General features: G+C 66.2%; 25 protein-coding genes. 22 read left to right on the top strand and 3 right to left on the bottom strand.

Features of this window, described 5'->3' with window-relative positions:
* The first annotated feature begins 31 nt into the window (after nt 1-31).
* From AC3ANU_RS15270 to AC3ANU_RS15240, 7 genes are all read left to right on the top strand, one after another.
* Complete coding sequence (locus AC3ANU_RS15270; protein ID WP_223994651.1) at nt 32-433, top strand: hypothetical protein; 402 nt, start codon at nt 32-34, stop codon at nt 431-433.
* Nucleotides 434-491: 58 nt separating this feature from the next.
* Nucleotides 492-1,400, top strand: coding sequence for a 4-hydroxy-tetrahydrodipicolinate synthase (gene dapA, locus AC3ANU_RS15265; protein ID WP_018771602.1), 909 nt, complete (start codon nt 492-494; stop codon nt 1,398-1,400).
* Nucleotides 1,401-1,440: 40 nt separating this feature from the next.
* Nucleotides 1,441-3,132: a ribonuclease J gene (locus AC3ANU_RS15260; protein ID WP_018771601.1), complete on the top strand. Its 1,692-nt coding sequence runs from the start codon at nt 1,441-1,443 to the stop codon at nt 3,130-3,132.
* Between the two features lie 182 nt (nt 3,133-3,314).
* Complete coding sequence (locus tag AC3ANU_RS15255; protein ID WP_223994653.1) at nt 3,315-6,203, top strand: FtsK/SpoIIIE family DNA translocase; 2,889 nt, start codon at nt 3,315-3,317, stop codon at nt 6,201-6,203.
* Between the two features lie 17 nt (nt 6,204-6,220).
* The gene (gene pgsA, locus AC3ANU_RS15250) at nt 6,221-6,919 is read left to right on the top strand and encodes a CDP-diacylglycerol--glycerol-3-phosphate 3-phosphatidyltransferase (RefSeq protein WP_223994654.1); all 699 of its coding nucleotides are present in this window, start codon (nt 6,221-6,223) and stop codon (nt 6,917-6,919) included.
* Entirely contained in the window at nt 6,916-7,395 is a 480-nt protein-coding gene (locus tag AC3ANU_RS15245; protein ID WP_018771598.1) for a CinA family protein, read from the top strand. The genes pgsA and AC3ANU_RS15245 overlap by 4 nt, the downstream gene beginning before the upstream one ends.
* Nucleotides 7,396-7,563: 168 nt before the next feature.
* Nucleotides 7,564-8,016 (top strand): helix-turn-helix domain-containing protein, encoded by a 453-nt coding sequence (locus AC3ANU_RS15240; RefSeq protein ID WP_018771597.1) that lies wholly within the window; start codon nt 7,564-7,566, stop codon nt 8,014-8,016.
* Between the two features lie 127 nt (nt 8,017-8,143).
* Here the strand turns inward: AC3ANU_RS15240 and AC3ANU_RS15235 are convergent, their stop codons facing one another.
* The gene (locus AC3ANU_RS15235; RefSeq protein ID WP_018771596.1) at nt 8,144-8,674 is read right to left on the bottom strand and encodes a MarR family winged helix-turn-helix transcriptional regulator; all 531 of its coding nucleotides are present in this window, start codon (nt 8,672-8,674) and stop codon (nt 8,144-8,146) included.
* Between the two features lie 41 nt (nt 8,675-8,715).
* Between AC3ANU_RS15235 and AC3ANU_RS15230 the strand changes: the two genes are divergently transcribed.
* The 6 genes from AC3ANU_RS15230 to dapF all read left to right on the top strand — a co-directional run bounded on the left by AC3ANU_RS15230 (nt 8,716) and on the right by dapF (nt 14,349).
* On the top strand, nt 8,716-8,940 hold the full coding sequence (locus AC3ANU_RS15230; RefSeq protein ID WP_018771595.1) for a DUF3046 domain-containing protein: 225 nt from the start codon (nt 8,716-8,718) through the stop codon (nt 8,938-8,940).
* Between the two features lie 248 nt (nt 8,941-9,188).
* Complete coding sequence (recA, locus tag AC3ANU_RS15225) at nt 9,189-10,244, top strand: recombinase RecA (RefSeq protein WP_026266121.1); 1,056 nt, start codon at nt 9,189-9,191, stop codon at nt 10,242-10,244.
* Between the two features lie 120 nt (nt 10,245-10,364).
* Nucleotides 10,365-10,865 (top strand): regulatory protein RecX, encoded by a 501-nt coding sequence (locus AC3ANU_RS15220; protein ID WP_196804798.1) that lies wholly within the window; start codon nt 10,365-10,367, stop codon nt 10,863-10,865.
* Nucleotides 10,866-10,868: 3 nt separating this feature from the next.
* A complete protein-coding gene (miaB, locus tag AC3ANU_RS15215; protein ID WP_488314811.1) occupies nt 10,869-12,446 on the top strand; it encodes a tRNA (N6-isopentenyl adenosine(37)-C2)-methylthiotransferase MiaB in 1,578 nt (525 codons plus the stop codon).
* Between the two features lie 2 nt (nt 12,447-12,448).
* Nucleotides 12,449-13,360 carry a tRNA (adenosine(37)-N6)-dimethylallyltransferase MiaA gene (miaA, locus tag AC3ANU_RS15210; protein WP_018771591.1) on the top strand — a complete coding sequence of 304 codons (912 nt, stop codon included), beginning with the start codon at nt 12,449-12,451 and terminating at the stop codon, nt 13,358-13,360.
* Nucleotides 13,361-13,404: 44 nt separating this feature from the next.
* Nucleotides 13,405-14,349 (top strand): diaminopimelate epimerase, encoded by a 945-nt coding sequence (gene dapF, locus AC3ANU_RS15205; protein ID WP_056390943.1) that lies wholly within the window; start codon nt 13,405-13,407, stop codon nt 14,347-14,349.
* On the opposite strand, the gene AC3ANU_RS15200 is transcribed toward dapF, so the two are convergent.
* Nucleotides 14,321-14,944: a class I SAM-dependent methyltransferase gene (locus AC3ANU_RS15200; protein ID WP_018771589.1), complete on the bottom strand. Its 624-nt coding sequence runs from the start codon at nt 14,942-14,944 to the stop codon at nt 14,321-14,323. The genes dapF and AC3ANU_RS15200 overlap by 29 nt on opposite strands.
* A 436-nt stretch (nt 14,945-15,380) precedes the next feature.
* On the opposite strand from AC3ANU_RS15200, the gene hflX reads away from it, so the two are divergent.
* Entirely contained in the window at nt 15,381-16,961 is a 1,581-nt protein-coding gene (gene hflX / locus AC3ANU_RS15195) for a GTPase HflX (RefSeq protein WP_488314810.1), read from the top strand.
* A complete protein-coding gene (locus AC3ANU_RS15190; protein ID WP_488314809.1) occupies nt 16,954-19,014 on the top strand; it encodes an ATP-dependent DNA helicase in 2,061 nt (686 codons plus the stop codon). Before hflX ends, AC3ANU_RS15190 begins: the two co-directional genes overlap by 8 nt.
* A 78-nt stretch (nt 19,015-19,092) precedes the next feature.
* Here AC3ANU_RS15190 and lexA read toward each other — a convergent pair whose 3' ends face one another.
* Complete coding sequence (lexA, locus tag AC3ANU_RS15185) at nt 19,093-19,827, bottom strand: transcriptional repressor LexA (protein WP_018771586.1); 735 nt, start codon at nt 19,825-19,827, stop codon at nt 19,093-19,095.
* Between the two features lie 353 nt (nt 19,828-20,180).
* Here lexA and AC3ANU_RS15180 point away from each other — a divergent pair, with 353 nt between their 5' ends.
* The 7 genes from AC3ANU_RS15180 (at nt 20,181) to AC3ANU_RS15150 (ending at nt 25,161) form a co-directional block, all read left to right on the top strand.
* Nucleotides 20,181-20,582 carry a LysM peptidoglycan-binding domain-containing protein gene (locus tag AC3ANU_RS15180; RefSeq protein ID WP_081620253.1) on the top strand — a complete coding sequence of 134 codons (402 nt, stop codon included), beginning with the start codon at nt 20,181-20,183 and terminating at the stop codon, nt 20,580-20,582.
* A gap of 108 nt (nt 20,583-20,690) precedes the next feature.
* Entirely contained in the window at nt 20,691-21,809 is a 1,119-nt protein-coding gene (locus AC3ANU_RS15175; protein WP_026266116.1) for a histidinol-phosphate transaminase, read from the top strand.
* Between the two features lie 61 nt (nt 21,810-21,870).
* The gene (gene hisB, locus AC3ANU_RS15170; protein WP_018771583.1) at nt 21,871-22,497 is read left to right on the top strand and encodes an imidazoleglycerol-phosphate dehydratase HisB; all 627 of its coding nucleotides are present in this window, start codon (nt 21,871-21,873) and stop codon (nt 22,495-22,497) included.
* A complete protein-coding gene (gene hisH, locus AC3ANU_RS15165) occupies nt 22,494-23,255 on the top strand; it encodes an imidazole glycerol phosphate synthase subunit HisH (RefSeq protein WP_018771582.1) in 762 nt (253 codons plus the stop codon). The genes hisB and hisH overlap by 4 nt, the downstream gene beginning before the upstream one ends.
* Nucleotides 23,256-23,414: a hypothetical protein gene (locus tag AC3ANU_RS15160; RefSeq protein WP_488314808.1), complete on the top strand. Its 159-nt coding sequence runs from the start codon at nt 23,256-23,258 to the stop codon at nt 23,412-23,414.
* A gap of 96 nt (nt 23,415-23,510) precedes the next feature.
* Nucleotides 23,511-24,257: a bifunctional 1-(5-phosphoribosyl)-5-((5-phosphoribosylamino)methylideneamino)imidazole-4-carboxamide isomerase/phosphoribosylanthranilate isomerase PriA gene (gene priA / locus AC3ANU_RS15155; RefSeq protein WP_018771580.1), complete on the top strand. Its 747-nt coding sequence runs from the start codon at nt 23,511-23,513 to the stop codon at nt 24,255-24,257.
* A gap of 19 nt (nt 24,258-24,276) precedes the next feature.
* Nucleotides 24,277-25,161 (top strand): SseB family protein, encoded by an 885-nt coding sequence (locus AC3ANU_RS15150; RefSeq protein ID WP_488314807.1) that lies wholly within the window; start codon nt 24,277-24,279, stop codon nt 25,159-25,161.
* Nucleotides 25,162-25,182 lie beyond the last annotated feature (21 nt).

The following is a 25,182-nucleotide window of genomic DNA, read 5'->3' as shown; positions in this document are numbered from 1 at the left end:
TTCGAATATATGTTCGAATAGCATTGGGGCCATGGAGATGCCATCGTTGGGAGCCGCTTCCCCGCAGGGATTTAAGCCTGCTCCGCAGGGATTTGAGCCTGCCCCGCAGGAAAGCCGGGGTTCAGGAGTGCTGAAGGCGATGAGCCCGGGCGTGGTGGACTACCTGTTCCGCCAACTTGTCTCCGGGCGTCCGGCCGAGGACGTCCAGTGGGAACGGGAAGGCATCAGCCTGTCCGCCCAGCCGGAAGGAGCGGAGCTGGCCCGCCGACTCGCGGAAACAGACATCGACGCCCTGACGCCCACGGAGCTGTTCCACTACGTTCGGGCGGCGCAGCGGCTCGCCACTTGGGCTGAGGACCTCCGGCAGGCCGCCGTCGGCCGCTATTGCCACGCCGGAGCAGATACTCCGAAGTCCGGGCGTAGCCGTATTTGACGCTTGTCACGCCCGTGGCATTGTCATAACCAGCCAGGGACAGGGTAACGTTTTTTCCATGGCTGACTCTTCCGCGCATATCCCTGCCCTCGGTACCCTCCTGACCGCCATGGTCACGCCGTTCACCAAGGACGGCGCAGTGGACTACGACCAGGCGGCAGCGCTGGCCAGCAAGCTTGTCGACGACGGCTGTGACGGCCTGGTGGTCACCGGCACCACCGGTGAAACCTCCACGCTGACTGACGAAGAGAACCTCGGCATGTTCCGCGCCGTGAAGGAGGCCGTCGGCGGCCGGGCGGCCATCATCGCCGGCACCGGCACCAACGACACCGCGCACTCGGTCCACCTTTCCCAGCAGGCTGCTGCCCTCGGCGTCGACGGCCTCCTCCTGGTGACTCCTTACTACAACAAGCCCAGCCAGGCTGGTGTCCGCGCCCACTTCGAGACCATCGCCTCGGCCGTGGACGTACCCGTCATGCTGTACGACATTCCCGGCCGGTCCTCCATCGCCATCGAGCCAGACACCATGATCCGGCTGGCGCAGCACCCCAACATCGTGGCCGTCAAGGACGCCAAGGCCGACTTCATGGCAGCCACCCGTGTCATGGCGGAAACGGACCTCCTGTTCTACTCGGGCGACGACGGACTGACCCTTCCCTGGATGGCGCTGGGCGCCGTCGGCCTGGTGGGCGTTACCACCCACGTCGCCACCCGCCGCTTCCGCGAACTCATCGACGCCATCAACGCCAACGACCTCGGCACCGCGCGCAAGATCAACTTCGAGCTGCAGCCGGTGGTACGCGCCACCATGACCCGGGTCCAGGGCGCCGTGGCGGCCAAACAGATTCTTAAATGGCAGGGAGTCCTGCCCAACTCGATCGTCCGTTTGCCCCTCGTGGAGCCGGACGAAACCGAGATCGAAACCATCCGCGGGGATTTGGCGGAAGCGGGGCTGGTCTTCTCCTGAGGCTAAGACCGGCACCCTTCCGCCTGGAAAGTAGTGCACTATGACCCAAACTGCCCTTACCGGCCTTGTCACCCCTCCGCGCCTGCCCCAGGGCACGCTCAGGATCGTTCCGCTTGGCGGACTCGGGGAGATCGGCCGGAATATGGCCGTGTTCGAAATCGACGGCAAGCTGCTGATCGTGGACTGCGGCGTCCTCTTTCCCGAGGAAACCCAGCCCGGCGTTGACCTGATCCTGCCGGATTTCTCCTACATCGAAGACCGGCTGGACGACGTCGTGGCCGTGATCCTCACGCACGGCCACGAGGACCACATCGGCGCCGTGCCGTACCTGCTGCGCCTGCGCAACGACATTCCCCTGGTGGGATCTCAGCTGACCCTCGCGCTGATCGAGGCGAAGCTGCAGGAGCACCGCATCCGGCCCTACACGCTGACAGTGGAAGAGGGTCAGGTTGAGAAGTTCGGGCCGTTCGAATGCGAGTTCGTGGCTGTGAACCACTCCATTCCGGATGCCCTGGCGGTGTTCATCCGCACGGCGGGCGGCACTGTCCTGCATACCGGCGACTTCAAGATGGACCAGCTGCCGCTGGACGGACGCATCACTGACCTCCGGCACTTCGCCAAACTGGGTGAAGAAGGCGTGGACCTCTTCATGTCCGACTCCACCAACGCCGACGTCCCCGGATTCACCACGGCCGAGAAGGAAATCGGCCCCACGCTGGAGCGGCTTTTCGGCCAGGCCACCAAGCGCATCATCGTGGCCTCCTTCTCCTCCCACGTCCACCGCGTGCAGCAGGTGCTGGATGCAGCGGCCAAGCACAACCGCAAGGTGGCCTTCGTGGGCCGCTCCATGGTCCGCAATATGGCCATCGCCGAAAAGCTGGGCTACCTTGACGTCCCCGCCGGACTGATCGTGGACATCAAGAACATCGACAACCTTCCGGACAACCGCGTGGTGCTCATGTCCACCGGCTCCCAGGGCGAGCCCATGGCGGCCCTGTCCCGGATGGCCAACGGCGACCACCGCGTGGTGGTGGGGGACGGCGACACCGTCATCCTGGCCTCCAGCCTCATCCCGGGCAACGAGAACGCGGTGTTCCGCATCATCAACGGCCTCCTGAAGCTCGGCGCCGACGTGATCCACAAGGGCAACGCCAAGGTCCACGTCTCCGGCCACGCCGCCGCCGGCGAGCTGCTCTACTGCTACAACATCCTTGAGCCGCTGAACGCCATGCCCGTGCACGGCGAAACCCGGCACCTGATCGCCAACGGCAAGATCGCCATCGAATCCGGCGTCCCGGATGCCAGCGTGATCCTTGCTGACAACGGCACGGTCATCGACCTCCGCGACCACCAGGCAGACATCGTCGGCCAGGTCGAGGTGGGCTTCGTCTACGTGGACGGCTCCAGCGTGGGCGAGATCACCGACGCCGACCTCAAGGACCGCCGCATCCTGGGCGATGAAGGCTTCATCTCCATCATCACCGTTGTCCACCGCGCCACCGGCAAGGTGGTGTCCGGACCCGAGATCCACGCCCGCGGCGTTGCCGAGGACGATTCGGTCTTCGACGACATCATCCCCAAGATCAACGCAGCCCTGGAGGAAGCGGTCCAGAACCACGCCGACCACACCAGCCACCAGCTCCAGCAGGTGGTACGCCGCGTCGTGGGAACCTGGGTCAACCGCAAGCTGCGCCGCAAGCCCATGATCATTCCCGTGGTGCTCGAGGCCTGACACCAGGCTGGCGTCGCGCTGGTGCACACCCGGAAGGGCCCGGTTCTTCATGGACCGGGCCCTTCGGCGCATCCGGACGGTCCCCGGGCGCGTCCGGGCAGGTCCGCACCTGGCGCCCGGCGGGTGGCCCGGCGGCCCCGATATCCCCGGAATCACAGCATGCTTCCGGTACCGTGGCTATTATGGCCACACGTACTACTTCCGCGCCCAAAGGTACCGGCAGGGGGAGCTCCGGCAGCAAAGCGGGCAGTTCCACAGGCCGCGGAACCGGCTCCACCGCCAGCAGGACAGGGCGCGGCGGCTCAACCAGCACTGCACGCACCCGCCAGCTTCCCGCCGTCGAGCACCACCAGCCCTGGCTGCTGCGCGTGGTGGGCGGAGCGTGGCTTGGAGTGGGCCACCTGGTGGGCGGGGGAGTGCGCCGCATCGGCCACGACGTCAGCGACCTCCCCACGGAGGAACGCCGCGACGGTGCCGCCCTCTTCAACCTGGCCCTTGGTATTTTCATCGCCACCTTCGCATGGTGGGGACTGACGGGCTGGTTCCCGGACGCCGTCTACGCCGTGGTGAACGGCACCTTCGGCTGGATCTCCCTGCTGCTCCCGCTCATGCTGTTCGTGTGCGCCTTCCGGCTGTTCCGCCGGCCCTCGGACGGCCGGGGCAATAACCGGGTGGGCATCGGTTTCCTGATCATGACCTTCGCCGGGTGCGGGTTGGCTCATATCCTCGGCGGCCAGCCCACCGTGGCCGACGGCTTCGACGGCCTCCGCAAAGCCGGCGGGATGCTCGGCTTCCTGGCCGCCACGCCGCTGGCCGCCATCCATCCGGCTGTGCCTGTAGCCCTGTATGCCCTGCTGGCCTTTGTGTCGGTACTGATCATCACCGCCACCCCGTTCACGGCGATCCCGCGCCGCATCCGCGGCGCCTATGAACACCTCATGGGCATCGACCTGATGGACCAGGAACACCAGGACACCCACGACCGCAGCTACCTCGAACGCACGGCTGCCGCTGCGCCCAAGAAGAAGAAGCGGAAGCTTTTCGGCAAGGACCAGGAGTCCGACGCCGGCCTTGAGGGCTACGTGGGCGACGAAGCCTTCGAGCACGCCGTCATTGACGACGACGAGCCCGAACCCGAGCGGCCCGCGCCCGGAGTGCGGCGCCCCACCCAGGCGGAGATCGCCGTCGAAAAGATCAAGGCAGCCCAGGGATTGGGTGCCGGTGCCCAGGCACCTCCGGCGGAAAACGCCACCGAGGCCATCCCCCTGGTCATCCCCGGTGCCGCCGCTCCCGCCAAAGCCGCCGCCGCGCCCACCGTGCCCTCCAACCCGGTGGCCCCCGCGCCGCCGCCCGTTCCCATCCCGCAGCGGACCGAACAGCTCTCGCTCGCCGGGGACGTCACGTACACCCTCCCTGCCTCGGACTACCTGACACCCGGCTCGATCCCGAAGGAGCGCACCGAAGCCAATGACGCCGTCGTCGCTGCCCTGACGGATACCCTGCAGCAGTTCAACGTCGACGCCACCGTCACCGGCTTCAGCCGTGGTCCCACCGTCACCCGGTACGAAATCGAACTTGCTCCCGGAACCAAGGTTGAGCGCGTCACCGCGCTGTCCAAGAACATCTCCTACGCTGTGGCCTCCAGCGACGTGCGCATCCTGAGCCCCATCCCCGGCAAGTCCGCCATCGGCATCGAAATCCCCAACACCGACCGCGAAACCGTGTCACTGGGCGACGTGCTGCGCAGCCAGAATGCGCGGCGCACCGACCACCCCATGGTCATGGGTGTGGGCAAGGACGTGGAGGGCGGCTACGTGGTGGCCAACCTGGCCAAGATGCCGCACCTCCTGGTGGCAGGGGCCACCGGCGCCGGTAAGTCGTCCTTCGTGAACTCCATGATCACCTCCATCCTGATGCGGGCCACCCCTGACGAGGTGCGCATGGTCATGGTGGACCCCAAGCGCGTGGAGCTGACGGCCTACGAGGGCGTCCCGCACCTGATCACGCCCATTATCACCAACCCCAAAAAAGCCGCCGAGGCGCTGCAGTGGGTGGTCCGCGAAATGGACGCCCGCTACGACGACCTCGCAAATTACGGCTTCAAGCACATCGACGATTTCAACAAGGCGGTGCGGGCCGGAAAGGTTCAGCCGCCGGTGGACTCCAAGCGCGTCATCAGGCCCTACCCGTATCTGCTGGTGATCGTCGACGAGCTTGCCGACCTGATGATGGTGGCACCACGCGACGTGGAGGACTCGATCGTCCGCATCACCCAGCTTGCCCGTGCCGCCGGCATCCACCTGGTGCTGGCCACCCAGAGGCCGTCCGTGGACGTTGTCACCGGCCTCATCAAGGCCAACGTGCCCTCGCGCATGGCCTTCGCCACGTCCTCCGTCACCGACTCCCGCGTGGTCCTGGACCAGCCCGGCGCCGAGAAGCTCATTGGCCAGGGTGACGCGCTCTTCCTGCCCATGGGCGCCTCCAAGGCCATGCGCGTCCAGGGCGCCTGGGTTACCGAGTCGGAGATCCACAAGGTGGTGGAACACGTCAAGGGGCAACTGCAGGCTTCCTACCGTGACGACGTTGCTGCCGAAGCGCCCAAGAAGCAGATCGACGACGACATCGGGGATGACCTCGAGGTCCTGCTGCAGGCGACGGAGCTGGTGGTCACCACGCAGTTCGGCTCCACCTCCATGCTGCAGCGCAAGCTCCGCGTCGGGTTCGCCAAGGCCGGACGGCTCATGGACCTGCTCGAATCCCGCGGCGTCGTGGGACCATCCGAGGGCTCCAAGGCGCGCGATGTGCTGGTCAAACCTGATGACCTCGCCGCCGTCCTGGCCGCCATGAAGGGCCAGGAGGCGCCGGCCGGCCCCGATTCCCAGACCGCTGCCCTCAGCGACAATGCCAACGCCAACATCGCCCAGGGCGGCTACGCCGAAGACCTGGTGGCGGCGGACCTGGACCAGCGGAAGCAGAACGTCGAATATTACGACGGCTCGGATTCCGCCCCCGGCGGGTACGGCGATGACGACGACGGCTCCGAAGACGCATGGTCCCTCACCGGGCGCTAGGCCGGTAGCCTAGGAACGTGACTAGCACCGATGCAACCGCCGCCGGCCAGGGCCGTGCCGGGGTCTGGAACCTTCCCAACGTCCTGACCATGATCCGCATCGCGCTGGTCCCGTTTTTTGTGTGGTTCCTCGTGGCGGACGCGCCCGGCCTGCACAGTGTTTCCGGACCATGGCGCTGGGCGGCAGTGGCGGCCTTCGCCGTCGCCATCTACACGGACAAGCTCGACGGCGACATCGCCAGGAGCCGGAACCTGGTCACGGACTTCGGCAAGATCGCGGACCCCATCGCAGACAAGCTCCTGATCGGCTCCGCGCTGGTGATGCTCTCCTTGCTGGGTGAGCTGCCCTGGTGGGCCACGCTGGTGATCCTGGTGCGGGAATGGGGCATCACCGCCCTGCGCTTCTTCGTGATCCGGTACGGGGTCATTCCCGCCTCGCGGGGCGGCAAGCTCAAGACCGTGGTGCAGACCGCCGCGATCTTCCTCTACCTTCTGCCGTTCGGGGCATTCGCGCCCTGGATGTCCTGGGTTGCGTTTGCCGTCATGATGGCTGCCGTGGCGATCACGCTGTGGACCGGCGTCGAATACGTCATCGAGGCCCTGCGACTGCGCGCGAAGGGGAAACGGCAGGCAGGGTCTGTCACAGGGCAGGGCACAGTGACGGGGCAGGACACAGCCAGCGGGCAGGAATCAGCGACGGGCCAGGACCAGGCATGAGCAACCTCCACCGTTTGGCCGGGCAGGCCGTCCAGCAGGCGCTCGAGTCCGGGCAGACCGTCGCCACCGCCGAGTCGTTGACGGCGGGGATGGTGTCCGCTGTCCTTGCCGACACTCCCGGGGCCTCCGGCATGCTGCAGGGCGGTGTGGTCGCCTACCAGAACTCAGTGAAGGACGCGGTGCTGCACGTTCCTGCCGACCTCCTGGCCCGTGCCGGCTCCGTGGACCCCGACGTTGCCCGTGCCATGGCAGCCGGGGCACGCACGGTCCTGGGCGCCGACGTCGGGATTTCCACAACGGGGGTGGCAGGTCCCGATGCCCATGACGGCAAGCCCGTGGGGCGCGTCTACATTGGAATTGCCACAGCGGCCGGAACGGCGGCTTTCGAATACTCCTTCACCGGCAGCAGGCCCGACATCAGGGCCGCAGCCTGCGCCGCCGCCCTGGAACGGCTCCTCGAGGCACTGCCCGCCTGACGCCTGCCGGACCCCAAGTTACCGGGCGTAAAGTTGCCGGGAACAAAAGCCGGTACCGATTAGTTATTACATTGTGTCGCTTCCGGATAGTGGAGGCGCCTAGGATGAAATGACCACGACGGTTCGCCCCACGGTGAACCTGACCAATGAGGGAGCAAGGCGATACAGATGGTAAAGCAGCCCGTATCCGTAAACGGCGTTGTCCGCTGGAAGGATGTGGGCCTCGCCGAACAGGCTAAGAGCGAACAGAAGGAGCGCAAGATGGTAGTACTTCGTCACGAAATCGGTGATGTGCTGCGCGATGTCCGCCAGCGTCAGGGACGCACGCTCCGTGAAGTTTCGCACAGCGCCCGCGTCTCCCTGGGGTATCTCAGCGAAGTGGAGCGCGGCCAGAAGGAAGCCTCGTCAGAGCTTCTGTCCTCAATCTGCTCGGCACTGGATGTTCCGTTGTCAAGCATGCTCCGTGAAGTCAGCGACCGTGTGGCAGTAGCCGAAGGCGTCGCAGTTCCGGACACAGTTCCGCAGGAATTCTCCCAGCGTTACGGCCGTGACCTCGAGCGCGACCTCAACACTGAACTGAACGACGAACTCTCCACGGGCCTTCTCTCCGGCGCCCGGTAAAGCCAGCCCCACCGCAGGTGGGCCTTGGAACGCAGGAAGCCCCCGGCGGCGCCGGGGGCTTCCTGCGTTGGCGCCCAATTGATGTGCCCGGCTGGTGGTACTCCTGCCGGCTGTTCGTCGCTGCGGGCTATTCCTCTTCTGCGGGGGAGCCGCCTCCGCCTTCCCTGGGGAATCCGTCACGCTCGTAGGTGGAGTTCAGCTTGGCCATGTAGCGGGCCAGCTCCTGCAGGTCCTGCACGGGCCACTCGCGCAGCCGTTCCTGGAAAACCTGGCGCCTGGCGTCCTGGACCTGGTGCATCTTCTCTTCGCCCTTGGGCGTCAGCCGGATGGACTGTGCCCGGCGGTCCAGGGGATCGGCTTCCTTGGATACCAGTCCGAGGCTCTCCAGGAAGGCAATCTGCCGGCTGACCGACGGCTTGCCCACCCCGATGTTCATGGCAAGTTCGGTCAGGCGGATGGGCCCTTCCCGGCGGATAACCGTTAACAGCCCGTACGCGGCAGGCTCCATGTCAGGGTGGACTTCGCGCGAGAGCTGGTTGGAGATGGCCCTGGCCCGCCGCCAGAAGAGGCTGATCTGGTGTTCAACATTCTGCAGCGCGGTATCGGCGGCATCAGCGCCTGCGTCCGGCGGCGGCGGGAGATCCGGGGAGTTGCTCATGGCAACAATTCTAGGGTCCGCAATCATGAGAGGATTTACCGATGCGAATCAGCGAGTACTGGCGTCTGATGGATGACGAGTTCGGTGCGGGGTACTCCCGCGTGCTGAGCAGTACCCTGGTCCTGACCGGCGTCGGCGGGCGCACTGCGGACCAGGCGCTGGCTGCAGGCATCGAACCGCGCAAAGTCTGGCTGGCAGTCTGCGATGTCCAGGACGTCCCGGCCGAACGGCGGCTGGGCCGGGACATCGCCCCTCGCCGCGACTAGCAGCCTAACAACGGCTTCCCGGGTGGGTCCTTCGTGAGCCTGCCGCAGCCGAAGCGCCCTTGGACGGACACGCCGCAGGACCGGCACTCTTCGAATACCTGTTCGGATAACGCTATGCTTTTTCTATTGGGCTTATCCACATAGCCGTTGTCCTCAGGCCGGAATGTCAGTGGGTCCCAGTAGCGTCAGAGATGACCAATAAAACGGCCGCGAAGGCCACCATCGAGAAAGCATTAGAGGTGTCAACCATGGCGGCAGCCCCGGATCGTGCAAAAGCGCTGGAAGCAGCGCTTGCCCAGATTGACAAGCAGTTCGGCAAGGGGTCGGTCATGCGCCTGGGCGACGAAGTACGCGCCCCGATCGAAGTCATCCCCACCGGTTCCATCGCACTGGACGTCGCTCTGGGGATTGGCGGCCTTCCGCGGGGCCGTGTCATCGAGATCTATGGTCCTGAATCCTCGGGTAAGACCACCGTTGCCCTGCACGCCGTGGCCAATGCCCAGCGCGCCGGCGGCATCGCAGCATTCATCGACGCAGAACACGCCCTGGACCCCGACTACGCCGCCAAGCTGGGTGTGGACACCGACGCCCTCCTCGTGTCGCAGCCGGACACAGGTGAGCAGGCGCTCGAGATCATGGACATGCTGGTCGGCTCGGGATCGCTGGACGTTGTCGTCATCGACTCCGTCGCCGCCCTGGTGCCGCGCGCCGAAATCGAAGGTGACATGGGCGACAGCCACGTCGGCCTCCAGGCACGGCTCATGAGCCAGGCCCTGCGTAAGATCACCGGACGCTTGAGCCAGACCAAGACCACCGCCATCTTCATCAACCAGCTCCGCGAAAAGATCGGTGTCTTCTTCGGCTCCCCCGAAACCACCACCGGTGGTAAGGCCCTGAAGTTCTACGCGTCGGTCCGCATCGATGTCCGGCGGATCCAGACCCTCAAGGAAGGTGCCGATTCCGTCGGTAACCGGACCAAGGCCAAGATCGTCAAGAACAAGATGGCTCCGCCCTTCAAAGTTGCTGAGTTCGACATCATCTACGGCCAAGGCATCTCCCGCGAAGGCGGGATCATCGACATGGGCGTGGAGCACGGCATCATCAAGAAGTCCGGTTCCTGGTTCACGTACGACGGCGACCAGCTGGGCCAGGGCATGGAGAACTCGCGCCGCTTCCTGCGCGACAACCCCGAGCTCGCGGCTGAACTGGAACGCCTGATCAAGGAAAAGCTCGGCGTAGGGGTCAAGCCCGCCGAGGACGAGTCCAAGGACGCGCCAAAGCTGAAAGCCGTCGACGGGTTCTAGCCCTTGACCGGACCACGTTCACGGCGGGCCCGGTCCGGCGGCCCCTCTTCAGGGCCGCCGGACGGCTTTTCCATCCCTGAGGATCCGCAGGCTGTTGACGCCGAACCGGATCCGTTCTCGGTGGCGCAGGCCATCGTGTACCGCCAGCTCACGGCAGCTCCCAAGAGCAGGCTGCAGCTTGCCCGGAAACTGGCGGAACGGAATATCCCCGAACACGTCGCCGAGGCGGTGCTGGACAAGTTCCAGGAGGCGCGCCTGATCAACGACGCCGAGTTTGCCGATATGTGGGTCAGGAGCCGGTCCCAGTCCCGCAAGCTTGCCAAGGGCGCTCTCCGGCGCGAACTGGCCGAGAAGGGCATCGACCAGGAAACGGCGGCTTCTGCCCTGGAGCAGCTGACGGACGCCGACGAGGAAGCGGCGGCACGCGCACTGGTGGAGCGCAAGCTCCGGCCCGGGACGGTTTTGCCTGACCAGTCGGAACGGGACAAAGCCGTCCGGCGGCTCGCCTCCATGCTGGCCAGGAAGGGCTACCAGCCGTCCCAGGCGTTCAGGATCGTCAACGACGTCCTGGATTCCCGGCAGGATCCCGACAGCGGGATGCTCCAAAGCCGGTACCCTTAACTGGTGAGTTTGACCATTCCTTCCCCCCATTCCGGCGCTGCCGCGTCCGTTGAGCCTGCTGCTGATGCGCAAGCCGGTGCTGTTCCGCAATCCGGGGCAGTGCAGCCGCGTACTTACCAGGTCCGCACGTTCGGTTGCCAGATGAACGTGCACGACTCCGAACGCATGGCCGGCATGCTGGAGGATGCGGGCTACGTACCAGCAGCCGGCGACCATGCTGACGTGGTCGTGTTCAATACCTGCGCAGTCCGGGAGAACGCGGACAACAAGCTCTACGGCAACCTCGGCATCCTGGCGCCCGTGAAGGCCGCCAACCCCGGCATGCAGATCGCCGTGGGCGGGTGCCTGGCCCAAAAGGACCGCGAAACCATCCTCAAGAAGGCACCATGGGTGGATGCTGTCTTCGGCACCCACAACGTCGGCGCCCTGCCCGCACTTTTGGACCGTGCACGGCACAACAATGAGGCCCAGCTGGAAATCCTGGAGTCCCTGGACGTCTTCCCCTCCACGCTCCCCACCAAACGCGACTCCGTCTACTCCGGCTGGGTATCCATCTCCGTTGGCTGCAACAACACCTGCACGTTCTGCATCGTGCCGGCCCTTCGCGGCAAGGAAAAGGACCGCCGGCCCGGAGACATCCTCGCCGAAATCCAGGCGCTCGTGGACGACGGCGCCATCGAAGTGACCCTCCTGGGCCAGAACGTCAACTCCTACGGTGTCGAGTTCGGCGACCGCCAGGCCTTCTCCAAACTCCTTCGCGCCTGCGGCGAAATCGAGGGCCTTGAACGCGTCCGCTTCACCAGCCCGCACCCGGCCGCCTTCACCGATGACGTCATTGATGCCATGGCCGAGACGCCCAACGTGATGCCGCAGCTGCACATGCCCCTGCAGTCCGGTTCGGACCGCATCCTCCGCGCCATGAAGCGTTCCTACCGTTCCACGAAGTTCCTGGGCATCCTGGACAAGGTCCGGGACAGGATTCCACACGCCGCCATCTCCACCGACATCATCGTCGGCTTCCCGGGCGAAACCGAAGAGGACTTCCAGGCGACGCTGGACGTGGTGGAAAAGTCACGCTTTGCCACCGCCTTCACCTTCCAGTATTCAAAGCGCCCCGGCACGCCCGCTGCCGACCTGCCGGACCAGCTGCCGAAGGCCGTGGTCCAGGAACGCTTCGAACGCCTCACCGCCCTGCAGGACAGGATCGCCGCCGAGGAAAACCGGAAGCAGTTGGGCCGGAGGCTGGAAGTCATGGTCACCGCCCAGTCCGGACGGAAATCGGAGGAAACCCACCGGTTGTCCGGCCGTTCCCAGGACCAGCGGCTTGTCCACTTCTCAGTCCCCGAAGGAGCCCCGGCACCCAGGCCCGGAGACCTCGTCACCGTCACCATTACGGAGGCGGCGGCCTTCCACCTGGTGGCCGATCCCACGCCGGAGGACTACAGCCTGCGCCGGTCCCGGGCGGGGGATGCCTGGGACAGGTCCCAGGCCGACTCCTGTGGTGTGCCTGCCCCAGGCTCCGGCGCTGGACCCAAGGCTGTCGCCCTTGGCATGCCCTCGCTGCCGCTGCGCACCCGCTGAAGGTGACTGCCCCGCCTGTCATCGCCGTCGTCGGTCCCACCGGCTCCGGCAAATCCGACCTGGCCGTCAACCTTGCCCTCGAACTGGACGGCGAGGTCATCAACGCTGACGCCATGCAGTTCTACCGCGGCATGGACATTGGCACTGCCAAAATCACGACGGCCGAGCGCAGGGGAGTGCCGCACCACCTCCTGGACATCCTGGACGTGACCCAGGAAGCCAGCGTCTCCGACTTCCAGCAACAGGCCCGCAGCCTCATCGGGGATATCCATGCCCGCGGCAAGCGCGCAATCCTGGCGGGCGGCTCCGGACTGTACGTGCGGGCCGCCCTGGACGTCCTGGAGTTCCCGGGGACCGACCCCAAGCTCCGTGCACGACTGGAGGCGGACCACATACGGCTGGGGACCCCGGCGCTGCTGGACAGGCTGAGGGCCCTGGACCCCGTATCCGCGGACAGGGTCTCGGACGCCCGGCGGATTATCCGCGCACTGGAAGTCCATGAACTTACCGGACGGCCCTTCAGTTCCTTCATGCCGCGCCGCGAGTACTACCAGCCTGCGGTTCAGGTGGGCCTGAGCGTGGACCGGGAGGTCCTGCGGGAGCGCTTGGCGGTACGGGTTCACCGGATGGTGGAGTCCGGCCTGCTGGAGGAGGTCCGGATGCTGGACGCGCGGGGCCTTCGGCAGGGCAAAACAGCATCCCGTGCACTGGGCTATTCACAGTTCCTGCGGGTCATCGACGGCACGTCAACAGTTGAGCAGGCCGCAGAGGAAACAATCGTGGCCACCCGGCAGTTCGCGCGCCGCCAGTTGACGTGGTTCCGCGCCGACCCCCGCATCACCTGGCTGGACTGGCAGGACCCGGAGCTGACGGGTAAGGCGGCCGAGGTGTGCGTCCAGGATCCGGGCCGGTAGCCGCGGTTTCAGCACCGGCGGCATCCGCCGTTACGCTTGTGACCATGAATGCAACCCCCGCAGAAGCCACTGGGACTGCCTTGCACGCACTGAGCGGGCTCCGCTTTTCCAAGGGGCATGGCACCGGCAACGACTTCGTCCTGGTGGCCGATCCCGAGGGGGTGCACGCCATCGGCGCAGACCAGGCCGCAGCGCTCTGCGACCGGCACCGGGGAATCGGCGCCGACGGCCTGATCAGGGCTGTCCCGTCCCGTTTCCTGCCGGAAGGCCGGGAACTGCTCACCGATGCCCCGGACGCCGAATGGTTCATGGATTACCGCAATGCCGACGGCTCACTGTCTGAAATGTGCGGCAACGGCGTGCGGGTCTTCGTCCACTTCCTGCGGTCCGAGGGCCTGATCGACCTGCCCGACGGCGGATCACTCACCATCGGCACCCGCGGAGGGGTCAAGACCGTGGTCCGGACAGGGAACGGTTACGCGGTGGACATGGGCCCGTGGGAGTTCATATTCCCCGGGGAGGCCAGCGCCAAGGCGATGGATTCCCTGGTCACTGCCGACGGCCTGGAAGTTCCCCGGCCGGCCCTCTCCGTGAGCATGGGCAACCCACACACCGTAGTGGCCCTCGCGGAACTCAGCGAGCTCGAAGGCACCCGCCTCTTCACGGCTCCCAAGGTCGATCCGGTCCCCGTGAATGGGACCAATGTGGAGTTCGTCGTCCCTGCGGAGCCTCTGGTCCATGACGGCGTCGGATCCGTGACCATGCGGGTGCATGAGCGAGGCGTGGGGGAGACCCAGTCCTGCGGAACGGGGGCCTGTGCTGCCGCCGTCGCCATCCGGCACTGGGCCGGCGCGGAAGCCCCTGATGCCTGGCGGGTCAACGTTCCCGGAGGTGTGGTGGGCGTGAAGTTCTTCGCCGGCCCCGCCGGCCACGAGCACGTGGAACTCAGCGGCCCCGCCGTCATTGTGGCGAGCGGGACGCTTTCGTAACCTTCAGGATCCGGAAGGACTTGGACGTTGACTCGCGGGTCACGGTAAAGGAACTGTCCAGTTCGGCGGCCAGCCAGCGCTGGAGCGAATCCGAGCCCAGGTTCTTCTGCACCACCAGCCATGCCGTGCCGCCGTCCGCGAGGCGCGGAAGCCACAGCTTCAGCAGGGCGTGCAGTTCGTCCTTGCCAATCCGGATGGGCGGGTTGGACCAGATGGTGTCGAACCTGACGCCGGCGTCCACCTCCTGGGGTGTACTGGCGACGACGTTGGACAGCCCCAGCGCGGCCGCGTTTTCGTTGGCCAGGGCGACGCAGCGTTCGTTGACGTCCACGGCGTAGACCGTCGACCCGGGCGCCAGCAGCGCCATGGTGAGTGCGATGGGCCCCCAGCCGCATCCGATATCCAGCAGGTTCCCCTGGGGGTGCGGCGCCGGAACATCGGCGAGGAGCACCGCGGTGCCCTTGTCGATCCCGTCCGGGCTGAAGATTCCCGCGGAGGTGTGGAGCCTGCGGGTCTCGCCGGCCAGCTCCACCGTGAGTGGCTTACGGGTAAAGGGGCCGGCGGGGGACGTGCTGAAATAGTGTGCGGACTCCATAACTGGCCAGAGTAGTTCCCCTTGCAGCGTAATGGGAAACCGTGCAGAACCCCCTCTGCTACGCTGGATGGCATGTTCCTGATCTTCGAGTAGCCGGCACGGGCCACGCCCGTCCCCGCAGCCTGTCCTCCAGCGACAGCCCGTCCCGCAGCGATGCAGGTTTTTCAGCCTTCCGCTTGTGCACCGGCCAGACGCATCTGTTCTGCCCGGCCGCCGGACGATACTCGAAAGTCAGCCTCCTGCTGCACTTCCCGCTATTTTTCCGGCCTTTTTAGCCCTGCCGCCCCTTGACGCGGCATCCCGGCCCCGGCATCGCAGCCGGCCGCGAGACAACCAGGAGAATTGCATGACCGCAGGCCGTCAGCCCAGCGCGAATACGTTCCAACTTCCAAGCAATCAGCACTATTCTGGAATTGCCGAATCTTCAAAGGAGACCATGACCAGCCAGCCCAACACCGGTTCCGATCCAGCCGCCCAGGACATGAGTCCGCAGGAAATCCAGGCTGTTATCGACCGGATCCTCGCCAAGGACGTCCCGGCCAAGACTGTCAGCACGCCCGGCGGTGAGAGCAGCGGCAATGGAAAAGCGGTGCTCGGCAAGGCGCAGGCCATTTCCCGGCTCGACGAAGAACACTCAACATACGACGGCGACCAGCAGGACCTCGAGGAACGGCGCGCGCTGCGCCGAAGGGCAGGCCTGTCCACCGAGCTCGAAGACGTCACCGAAGTTGAATACCGCCAGCTGCGCCTGGAGCGCGTGGTCCTGGCCGGGATTTGGTCCGAGGGAACGCTTGCCGACGCCGAAAACTCGCTGCGTGAGCTGGCAGCCCTCGCCGAGACCGCCGGTTCGGAGGTCCTGGATGGCATGGTGCAGCGCCGTGACAAGCCGGACCCGGGAACCTTCCTGGGGTCAGGCAAGGCGCTGGAGCTCAAGGACATCGTCATGTCCACGGGCGCGGACACGGTGGTGGTGGACGCTGAACTTGCGCCTTCCCAGCGCCGCGGACTTGAGGACATCGTCAAGGTCAAGGTCATCGACCGCACGGCGCTGATCCTTGACATCTTCGCCCAGCATGCCAAGAGCCGTGAAGGCAAAGCGCAGGTGGAGCTCGCGCAGCTCGAGTACCTGCTTCCGCGCCTCCGCGGCTGGGGTGAGTCGATGTCCCGCCAGGCCGGTGGCCAGGTGGGTGGCGCTGCCGCCGGCATGGGCTCCCGAGGTCCTGGTGAAACCAAGATCGAGTTGGACCGGCGCCGGATCCGTACCCGCATGGCCAAGCTGCGGCGTGAAATCGCCGCAATGAAGCCGGCACGCGAGACCAAGCGGGCCAACCGCCGTCGTAATGAAGTGCCCTCCGTGGCGATTGCCGGGTATACCAACGCCGGCAAGTCCTCACTGCTGAACCGGCTTACGGACGCCGGAGTCCTCGTGGAGAACGCACTGTTCGCCACCCTGGATCCCACCGTCCGCAAGGCGGAAACCGCGGACGGCCTGGGATACACCCTGGCCGACACCGTTGGATTCGTCCGTTCGCTGCCCACCCAGCTGGTGGAGGCCTTCCGTTCGACCCTCGAGGAAGTGGCGGACTCGGATCTGATCCTGCACGTGGTGGACGTGTCGCATCCGGACCCCGAAGGGCAGATCGCCGCCGTCCGGAAGGTCTTCAGCGAAGTTGATGCCCGCAAGGTGCCGGAGATCATCGTGCTGAACAAGGCTGATGCAGCTGACCCGTTCGTGGTGGAGCGCCTGAAGCAGCGCGAACCGCGGCATGTGGTGGTCTCGGCCCGGACGGGTGAGGGCATCCCGGAACTGCTGAAGGCCATCAGCGAAGCCATTCCCCGGCCTTCGGTCAAGATGGAACTCCTCATCCCGTATGACCGCGGAGACCTGGTCAGCAAGCTCCATGAGTCCGACGCTGAAATCCTCAGCGTTGACCACGTTGAGGCAGGTACCAGGGCTGCGGTGAAGGTCCGCGAGGGCCTGGCGTCCGAACTGGAACCGTTCATCGTCAATGACTGACCCCGCCGCCGGCGAAACCGCGCAGACGGCCGGCGAGCAGTTCGTCATCGAACTGCTCGACCGCGCCGTCGCCGGCATGGGCGGACAAAGCCGCACCGGACAACACGAGATGGCCCGGCAGGTGGCCCGGGCCATCAAAACCGGCAACCACCTGCTGGTCCAGGCGGGCACGGGCACGGGCAAGTCGCTGGCCTACCTGGTGCCGCTCATCGCCCACGCCCTGGAGAGCAACAAGCCCGCTCTGGTGTCCACGGCCACGCTGGCCCTGCAAACCCAGATTGTTGGCAGGGACCTGCCGCGGCTGCTGAAGAACATCACCCCGGCCCTGGAACGGCCGGTCAAGGTTGCCTTGGTGAAAGGCCGGTCAAACTATGTCTGCCGGCACAAACTGGAAGGCGGGTTCCCCTCCGAGGAGCCTTCCGAGGGTCAGCTTTTCTCCTTGGGCGAAGACGCCAGCGTCCCGCACTTTGCCGCCTCCGTGGGCGGACCCTCGTCCCAGCTTGGCAAGGAGGTGGTGCGGCTCCGCGAGTGGGCGGAGAAGACGGCCACCGGCGACCGGGATGAGCTCCTGCCTGGTGTGACGGACCGTGCCTGGCGCCAGGTCTCCGTCACTTCCATGGAGTGCCTGGGGGCCCAAAAGTGCCCCATGGCCGCCGAGTGCTTCAGCGAGCTGGCCCGGCAGGACGCAGCCGAGGCAGATGTGGTGGTGACGAATCACGCCATGCTGGCCGTCAGCGCCTTCGAAGGACTTGCAGTCCTGCCCGAGTACGACGTCGTGGTGGTGGATGAAGCGCACGAGTTGCAGGACCGGGTCACCGGAGCCGTGTCCGGTCAGCTGTCGGTGGCCATGGTCCACGCTGCCGCTTCCGGCGCCCGCAAACATACCGCCATCACGGTGGACGCGCTGAACGCCGCAGCCGCAAACCTTGAACTGGCCCTCGCCGGTGCGCCCAGCGGCCTGCTTCCCAACGGGCTGAACGACGAACAGCTGGACTGCATGGACCAGTTGCGGGAGGCGTGCCGGGCCGCGTTGTCCGATTCCAAGGGGGACAGCAACGCCACGGCCGACGGCGGCCGGCAGCTGGCCCGGTCCCGCCTCATGCTCATCCTGGAATTGTGTGAGCGGCTTATTGCTGCCCGTGAAAACCGCGAGGTCGTGTGGTTTTCCCGGGCCGGCACGTTCGATCCCGGCCAGGGATATTCCCAGCCCGATGACAATGCCCCGGTGCTGGTCAATATCGCGCCGCTGTCCGTGGCAGGCAGGCTCCGGGAAGGACTCTTCGCCGGGCACACCGTCGTGCTGACGTCTGCAACCCTCGCCATTGGCTCGGCATTTGAACCCGCGGCCGGGGGACTGGGCCTCATCGGCGACGGCGCACCCAGCTGGACGGGTGTGGATGTCGGCTCGCCCTTCGACTACCCGAAACAGGGCATCCTCTACGTGGCCGGCCACCTGCCAAAGCCGGGCCGCGGCGTTTCGCCGGAGGCGCTGGAGGAACTGGAAGCGCTCATCAAAGCGTCCGGCGGGGGTGCCCTCTGCCTGTTTTCATCCCGACGGGCTGCCGAAGAGGCTGCCGACGCCCTGCGGCCGAAGCTCGATGTGACTGTCCTCTGCCAGGGCGAGTCGACCATGACAGCTTTGGTGAAGCAGTTCGCCGACGAACCGGATACCTGCCTCTTCGGGACCATGTCCCTGTGGCAGGGGGTTGACGTTCCGGGAGGCTCCTGCCGCCTGGTGGTGATCGACCGCATCCCGTTCCCCAGGCCGGATGATCCGCTGATGACCGCGCGTTCGCGTGCCGTGGCCCAGGCCGGCGGAAACGGCTTCATGTCCGTCTCGGCCACGCATGCCGCCATCAGGCTGGCCCAGGGTGCCGGCCGCCTGATCCGGTCCACCGGAGACAAGGGAGTGGTGGCCGTTCTGGATTCCCGGCTGGCAACAGAGCGCTACGCCGGATTCCTCCGCGGCGCTCTGCCGCCGTTCTGGGCTACCAAGGACCGCAGCAAGGCGTTGGCGGCATTGGCCAGGCTGGGCGCGGACGCGACCACGTAGGGCCCGGCAGGCGAACGACGCCAGCGGGGGCAGCCGCCGTGCAATTTCCGGCAGGCCGTCCCTTCGCGGGAGACGCGGTCAGAGGGAACGCAGGACCGAGACAACCTTGCCCATGATGGTGGCATGGTCGCCCAGAATGGGTTCGTACTGCGTGTTTTGGGGCAGCAGCCAGGTGTGGCCGTCGCGCTGGCGGAATGTCTTGACGGTTGCCTCGTCATCCAGCAGGGCAGCAACGATGTCCCCGTTGGCTGCGTCCGCCTGGCGCCGCACCACCACCCAGTCACCGTCACAGATGGCGGCATCCACCATGGAGTCGCCGGCCACCCTAAGCATGAAGAGCTCGCCCTGGCCGACCAGCTGGCGGGGGAGCGGCATGACATCCTCCACGAGCTGCTCAGCGAGGATGGGACCGCCGGCAGCAATCCGGCCAACCAGCGGAACCATGGCCGTATCCAGCGCGGTGGGCAGCTCCGTTACCGTGGCACCGCCGCCCGTGGCCTGCGGCGCGGGGGAGGCGCCGGCGGCATTGCTTCCGCTGTCCAGCGTGAGGGGCATCAGCACCTCCATGGCCCGCGGCCGTTTGGGGTCGCGCCGCAGGTAACCCAGCTTCTCCAGCTGCGAAAGCTGGTGGGTCACGCTGGACAGGCTGGCCAGGCCAACCGTGTCGCCGATCTCCCGCATGGAGGGCGGGTAGCCGTTGTCATTGACCGAGCGCTGGATGGTCTCGAGGATCTTCTTCTGCCGGGGGGTCAAGCCCTTGGCGGTCTTCCTGGGTTGCGGGGCGGTCCTGCCCCCGGCGGCTGCTGCTGCCATATTCGCCAATGCCTTTCGCTTGCCGCCGGATCTTCCGTTGCGGCCTGTTCCACAGCGCCGCCGGAAGGACTCCCACTGTCATTGTCAGACCCTGCTGTTCAACTTCAGTGGTGGTTGTTCTTTGATTCAAAGCTAGGCCAGCCACATTGCTTTTTCAAACATTTGTTCTAGCGAGTCTCGACATTGTTCGTTGATAGGTGCTAAAACTTAACAAGCAAAGTTCGAACATGTGTTCTAACCAGCGATTGCCCCGTTCGAAAACATGGCCGGAGAAGCTCCGGACACGGTGTGAACGGCAGGGCGGCAGCGGGCGGACACCCGGGCAGCACGGCAGGTCCAGGAGGGCTTAGTTCATGTCAGCTTTATCTCTTCACCAGGTTTCACCTACGCACCGCGTTTCCCTGCAGACCCGGAAGCCCTCGCAGCGCCGGACGCCGTCAGCAGCGCCCCTGAGGCTGACCCGCCGGGGGCGGATCGTCCTGATCGGAGTTCCGCTTGTGCTCCTCGCGGTACTCCTGCTGTCCCTGTCCGGACTTTTCAACGCACCGGCCAAGGCATCCGATTCAGCTGCGGATTTGGCCGTGACGCCGACGGTCACCGTGACGGTGCAGGCGGGCCAGTCGTTGTGGAGCATCGCAGGCGCTGTTGCTCCGGACCGCGATGCCCGGGACGTGGTGGCGGACATCGTCCAGCTCAACAACCTTCCGGCCGCCGCTGTGCTGCCGGGGCAGCAGCTGTTCGTCCCCACGCACTGAGCGGCACCTGGTGTTGGCCTTTGAGAAAGATGACCGGGACAGCAACGCCGGTGGCGAACAGAATCCGTCACATTTTCCGGTAGTTGCCGCGGCAACTAAACTGTTCAGGTGAACGACCAGCTAGAGCGTCTGAACCGACTTCCCCTCCGCAGCAATCTTCGCGGGCTGACCCCCTACGGGGCACCCCAACTGGACGTTCCCATTTTGCTGAACGTCAATGAGAACACCCATGGTGTTCCGGCGGACGTGCGCGCCGCCATCAGCGCGGCGGTCACGGAAGCAGCTGCAGGCCTCAACCGGTACCCGGACAGGGAATTCACCGACCTGCGGAAAGCTCTCGCGGAATACCTGGGGCACGGGCTCGACGAATCAAACCTCTGGGCAGCCAACGGCTCCAACGAGGTCCTGCAGCAGATCCTCCAGGCCTTCGGCGGCCCCGGCCGCACCGCCCTGGGCTTTCCACCCACGTACTCCATGTACCCTCTGCTCGCCAGCGGAACCGACACCCAATACATCACGGGAGTGCGCTCGGAAGGCTACGACCTGAGCGCCGAATCCGCCGCCCGGCAGGTCGAGGAGCTGCGGCCCAACATCGTCTTCCTCTGCTCGCCCAACAACCCCACGGGGACCGGCCTGGGGCTTGACGTTGTGGAGGCTGTCTATGACGCCGGCGAGGACAGCCAGACCGTGGTGATCGTCGACGAGGCCTACCACGAGTTCGCGCATGACGGCACGCCCAGCGCCCTGACCCTGCTGCCCGGCCGGGAGCGGCTGATAGTTTCCCGCACCATGAGCAAGGCCTTCGCACTCGCCGGCGCCCGCCTCGGCTACATGGCCGCGGCCCCGGAGGTCACCGATGCCCTGCGGCTGGTGCGCCTTCCGTACCACCTGTCCGCGATTACCCAGGCAACCGCACTGGCCGCGCTCCAACACCGCGAGGCACTGATGGCCGATGTCCAGGACATCAAGGCGCAGCGGGACCGCATTGTGGCCGAACTGACCAGGATGGGCCTCAAGCCTGCCGCCTCGGACTCCAACTACGTGTTCTTCGGGGGCCTGGAAAATCCGCACCAGGTATGGCAGGAGCTGCTGGACGCCGGAGTGCTCATCCGCGACGTGGGCATCCCCGGCCACCTTCGGGTCACCGCAGGCACTGAGGCGGAAACCACAGCCTTCCTTACCTCCCTGGAACGCATCCTTGCGGGCCAGGCCGCGCTTCCCGCCTAGACTTGATACTGCGGCGCTGGGCGCCTTGAACTACTTCTTCTCCCACAAAGGATCCTTCACCATGAGTCCCACCGGATCGAATACAGCTGCGGCCCGGACCGCCCGCATGGAGCGTGCCACCAGCGAGTCCTCCGTGCTCGTGGAGATCAACCTCGATGGAACCGGCGTATCGGACATCGATACCTCCGTGCCGTTCTACGACCACATGCTCACGGCCCTGTGCAAGCACTCCCTGATCGACATGACGGTCAAGGCCACGGGTGACACCCACATCGACGTCCACCACACTGTTGAGGACGTGGCCATCACCTTCGGCGAGGTCCTGCGGACCGCCCTCGGGAACAAGGCCGGGATCCGCCGGTTCGGTGAGGCCACCGTTCCGCTGGACGAAGCGCTTGCGAACGCTGTGGTGGACGTGTCCGGACGCCCGTACCTGGTGCACGGGGGCGAGCCGGCCGGGCAGGAGTACCACCTGATCGGCGGCCACTTCACCGGTTCCCTGACCCGCCACGTCTTCGAAGCCATCACCCTGCACGCCGGCATCTGCCTGCACATGAACGTGCTGGCCGGACGGGACCCGCACCACATCGTCGAGGCACAGTTCAAAGCCTTCGCCCGCGCCCTCCGCGCCGCCGTCGAACCCGATCCCCGGGTTGAAGGCATCCCCTCCACCAAGGGGGCGCTGTGAGCGGCCAGGTCCTCAAAGACGGCGCGATCATCGATCCGTCAGCATCAGGCAAGCTGCCTTCACCCGAGGGCAAACCCACGGTCACCGTGCTCGATTACGGTTCCGGGAACGTCAGGTCCGCAGTCCGGGCACTGGAACGTGCCGGCGCGGAAGTAGTCCTGAGCGCCAAGCCCGAGGATGTACTGAACGCGGACGGCCTGGTGGTTCCGGGCGTAGGTGCGTTCGAGACCGTCATGCGCGAACTCAAGGCCGTGGACGGCATCAGGCTGATCGGCAGGCGGGTGGCAGGCGGACGCCCCGTGCTTGGAATCTGCGTGGGCCTCCAGGTCCTTTTTGAAGCCGGAGTGGAACACGGCACCGAAGCCGAAGGCATTGGCGAATGGCCCGGCAAGGTAGAGGCCCTCCCCGCGGAGGTGGTTCCGCACATGGGCTGGAACACGGTCAAGGTGCCGGAAGGCTCCAAACTCTTTGCCGGCGTCGAAAACGAACGCTTCTACTTCGTGCACTCATACGGCGTGCAGGAATGGAACTTCGACGTCATCCAGCCACGGATGGCGCCGCCCCTGGTCACCTGGTCCGAACACGGCGGCCCCTTCATCGCCGCCGTCGAGAACGGCCCCCTCTGCGCCACCCAGTTCCACCCCGAAAAGTCCGGCGACGCCGGTGCGCGGCTCCTGCGCAACTGGGTGGAAGGCCTGCGGAAACCGGCCGGCGGTCAATCCGCTGCAGCACCGGCGGACGCCGGCAGTGACGCCTAGATGTGGTCGGTACTCCTGATGGGCCTCGCCGGCATCCTCATAGGTGGCGGCATCTCATTCCGGCAGCAGCGCAAGCCACTCTGGACACAGGTGGCGTTCTACGTTCTGGCCGCCATGTCACTGGTGGCGGCCTACCTGCTGACCGTGCCGGCAAACTGACCACAGCCCACAGCGCGAGGGCCGCCAACTTCACCCCAACAGCATCGCGGACCCAGCGCCCTGCTTTCCGCACCGAAATCGACACCGAGGATGAGTATGACCACCGCACATGACCTGCCGGTACTTGAACTGCTGCCAGCCGTCGACGTCGTCAACGGCCAGGCCGTCCGGCTGGTCCAGGGCGAGGCGGGCAGTGAAACCAGCTACGGCACCCCCCTTGAAGCTGCGCTGAACTGGCAGCAGCAAGGCGCCGAATGGGTGCACCTGGTGGACCTGGACGCCGCCTTCGGCCGCGGCTCCAACGCAGACCTGCTCCGGGAAGTCGTGGGCCGGCTGGACATCAAGGTGGAGCTCTCCGGCGGCCTCCGCGACGACGAAACACTGGAAGCCGCCCTTGACCTGGGCGTGGCCCGGGTCAACCTGGGAACGGCTGCACTGGAGAACCCGGAGTGGACCCGCCGGGCCATCGAACGCTTTGGCGACAAAATCGCCGTGGGCCTCGACGTCCGCGGAACAACCCTCGCCGGCCGCGGCTGGACCAAGGAAGGCGGGGACCTGTGGGAGGTCCTTGGCCGTCTCGAAGAGGCCGGCTGCTCCCGCTACGTCGTGACCGACGTGACCAAGGACGGCACTCTGCAGGGCCCCAACGTCGAACTCCTCCGCCAGATGGTGGAAAAGACCGGCAAGCCGGTTGTGGCTTCCGGCGGCATCTCCAGCCTGGACGACCTGAAGGTCCTCCGGTCCCTGGTCCCGCTGGGCGTGGAAGGCGCGATTGTGGGCAAGGCCCTGTACGCCGGAGCCTTCACGCTGCCCGAAGCCCTCGACGTCGCCGGCCGGCGCTGACCCGGCGGACATCGACCCCATGCCTAACGTCGAGGAGCCAGGGCGGCAGCCAGCACGCCAGCTGCCCGGACATATCGCGGCAGCCCTGTCCGGCGCTGGTGGCGCCACGGATTCGGCGGGCCAGCCATGGGCAGGACGCAGCCTGGCCGGTGACGACGGCAGGATCCACAACTTCGAGGACGACGACGGAACGGCCGACGCCGGCTACCTCGCCGCCCTGGACGCGCTCCGGCAAGGGGCAGGCGATGAAGCGGGCGTCGTGGCCGCCCTGGCAACGGCCCGGGTCTTCATTCCGATTGTTGCGCAGCTGGCTGAAGAGTCGGAAACAGCCCACGGACTGCACGCTGACAAGCAGGCGGACATGGCGCTGGTAACGCTGAAGGCGGCTGACGGCAGGACTGCCCTCCCCGCCTTCACCTCGGCCGCCGGGCTGGCCGCCTGGCATCCCGAGGCCCGGCCCGTCGCCGTGTACGCCGCGCGGGCTGCCCTCTCGGCAGTCGCCGAAGGCGCCGAGCTCCTGGTCCTGGACCCGGGCGCCGACGTGACGTTCGTGGTGCGCCGTCCGGGGGTCTGGGCATTGGCAAAGCAGCACGACTGGACCCCCTCCTACAACGACCCCCAGCTGGCCGATGAAATGGCGCGCGCAGCCTCCGGGTTCGCCGCCATCCGCAGCATTGGGCTTATGCCGGGCAGGGGAGTGGCTTCCAGTGCTGCCGATGGCGCAGTAGTCCCTGGCGGGGGTGCCGGGCCGGAACTTCAGGTGGTGCTGTACCTTGAGGACGGCCTGGACGCCGCCGGGGTCCAGGAACTGGTGGCCAACCTCCAGGCGGAGTGGTCGCGGAATGTATTGTTTGGGGAGCGCGTCGACTCCTTGGAAATCAAACTGAGGCGCGCTCCCGACTAGACGCAGCCGGATGGGTGATCC

It is taken from the genome of Arthrobacter sp. SDR-2R (assembly GCF_057747955.1).
This window is presented reverse-complemented; position numbering and strand designations above follow the sequence as displayed.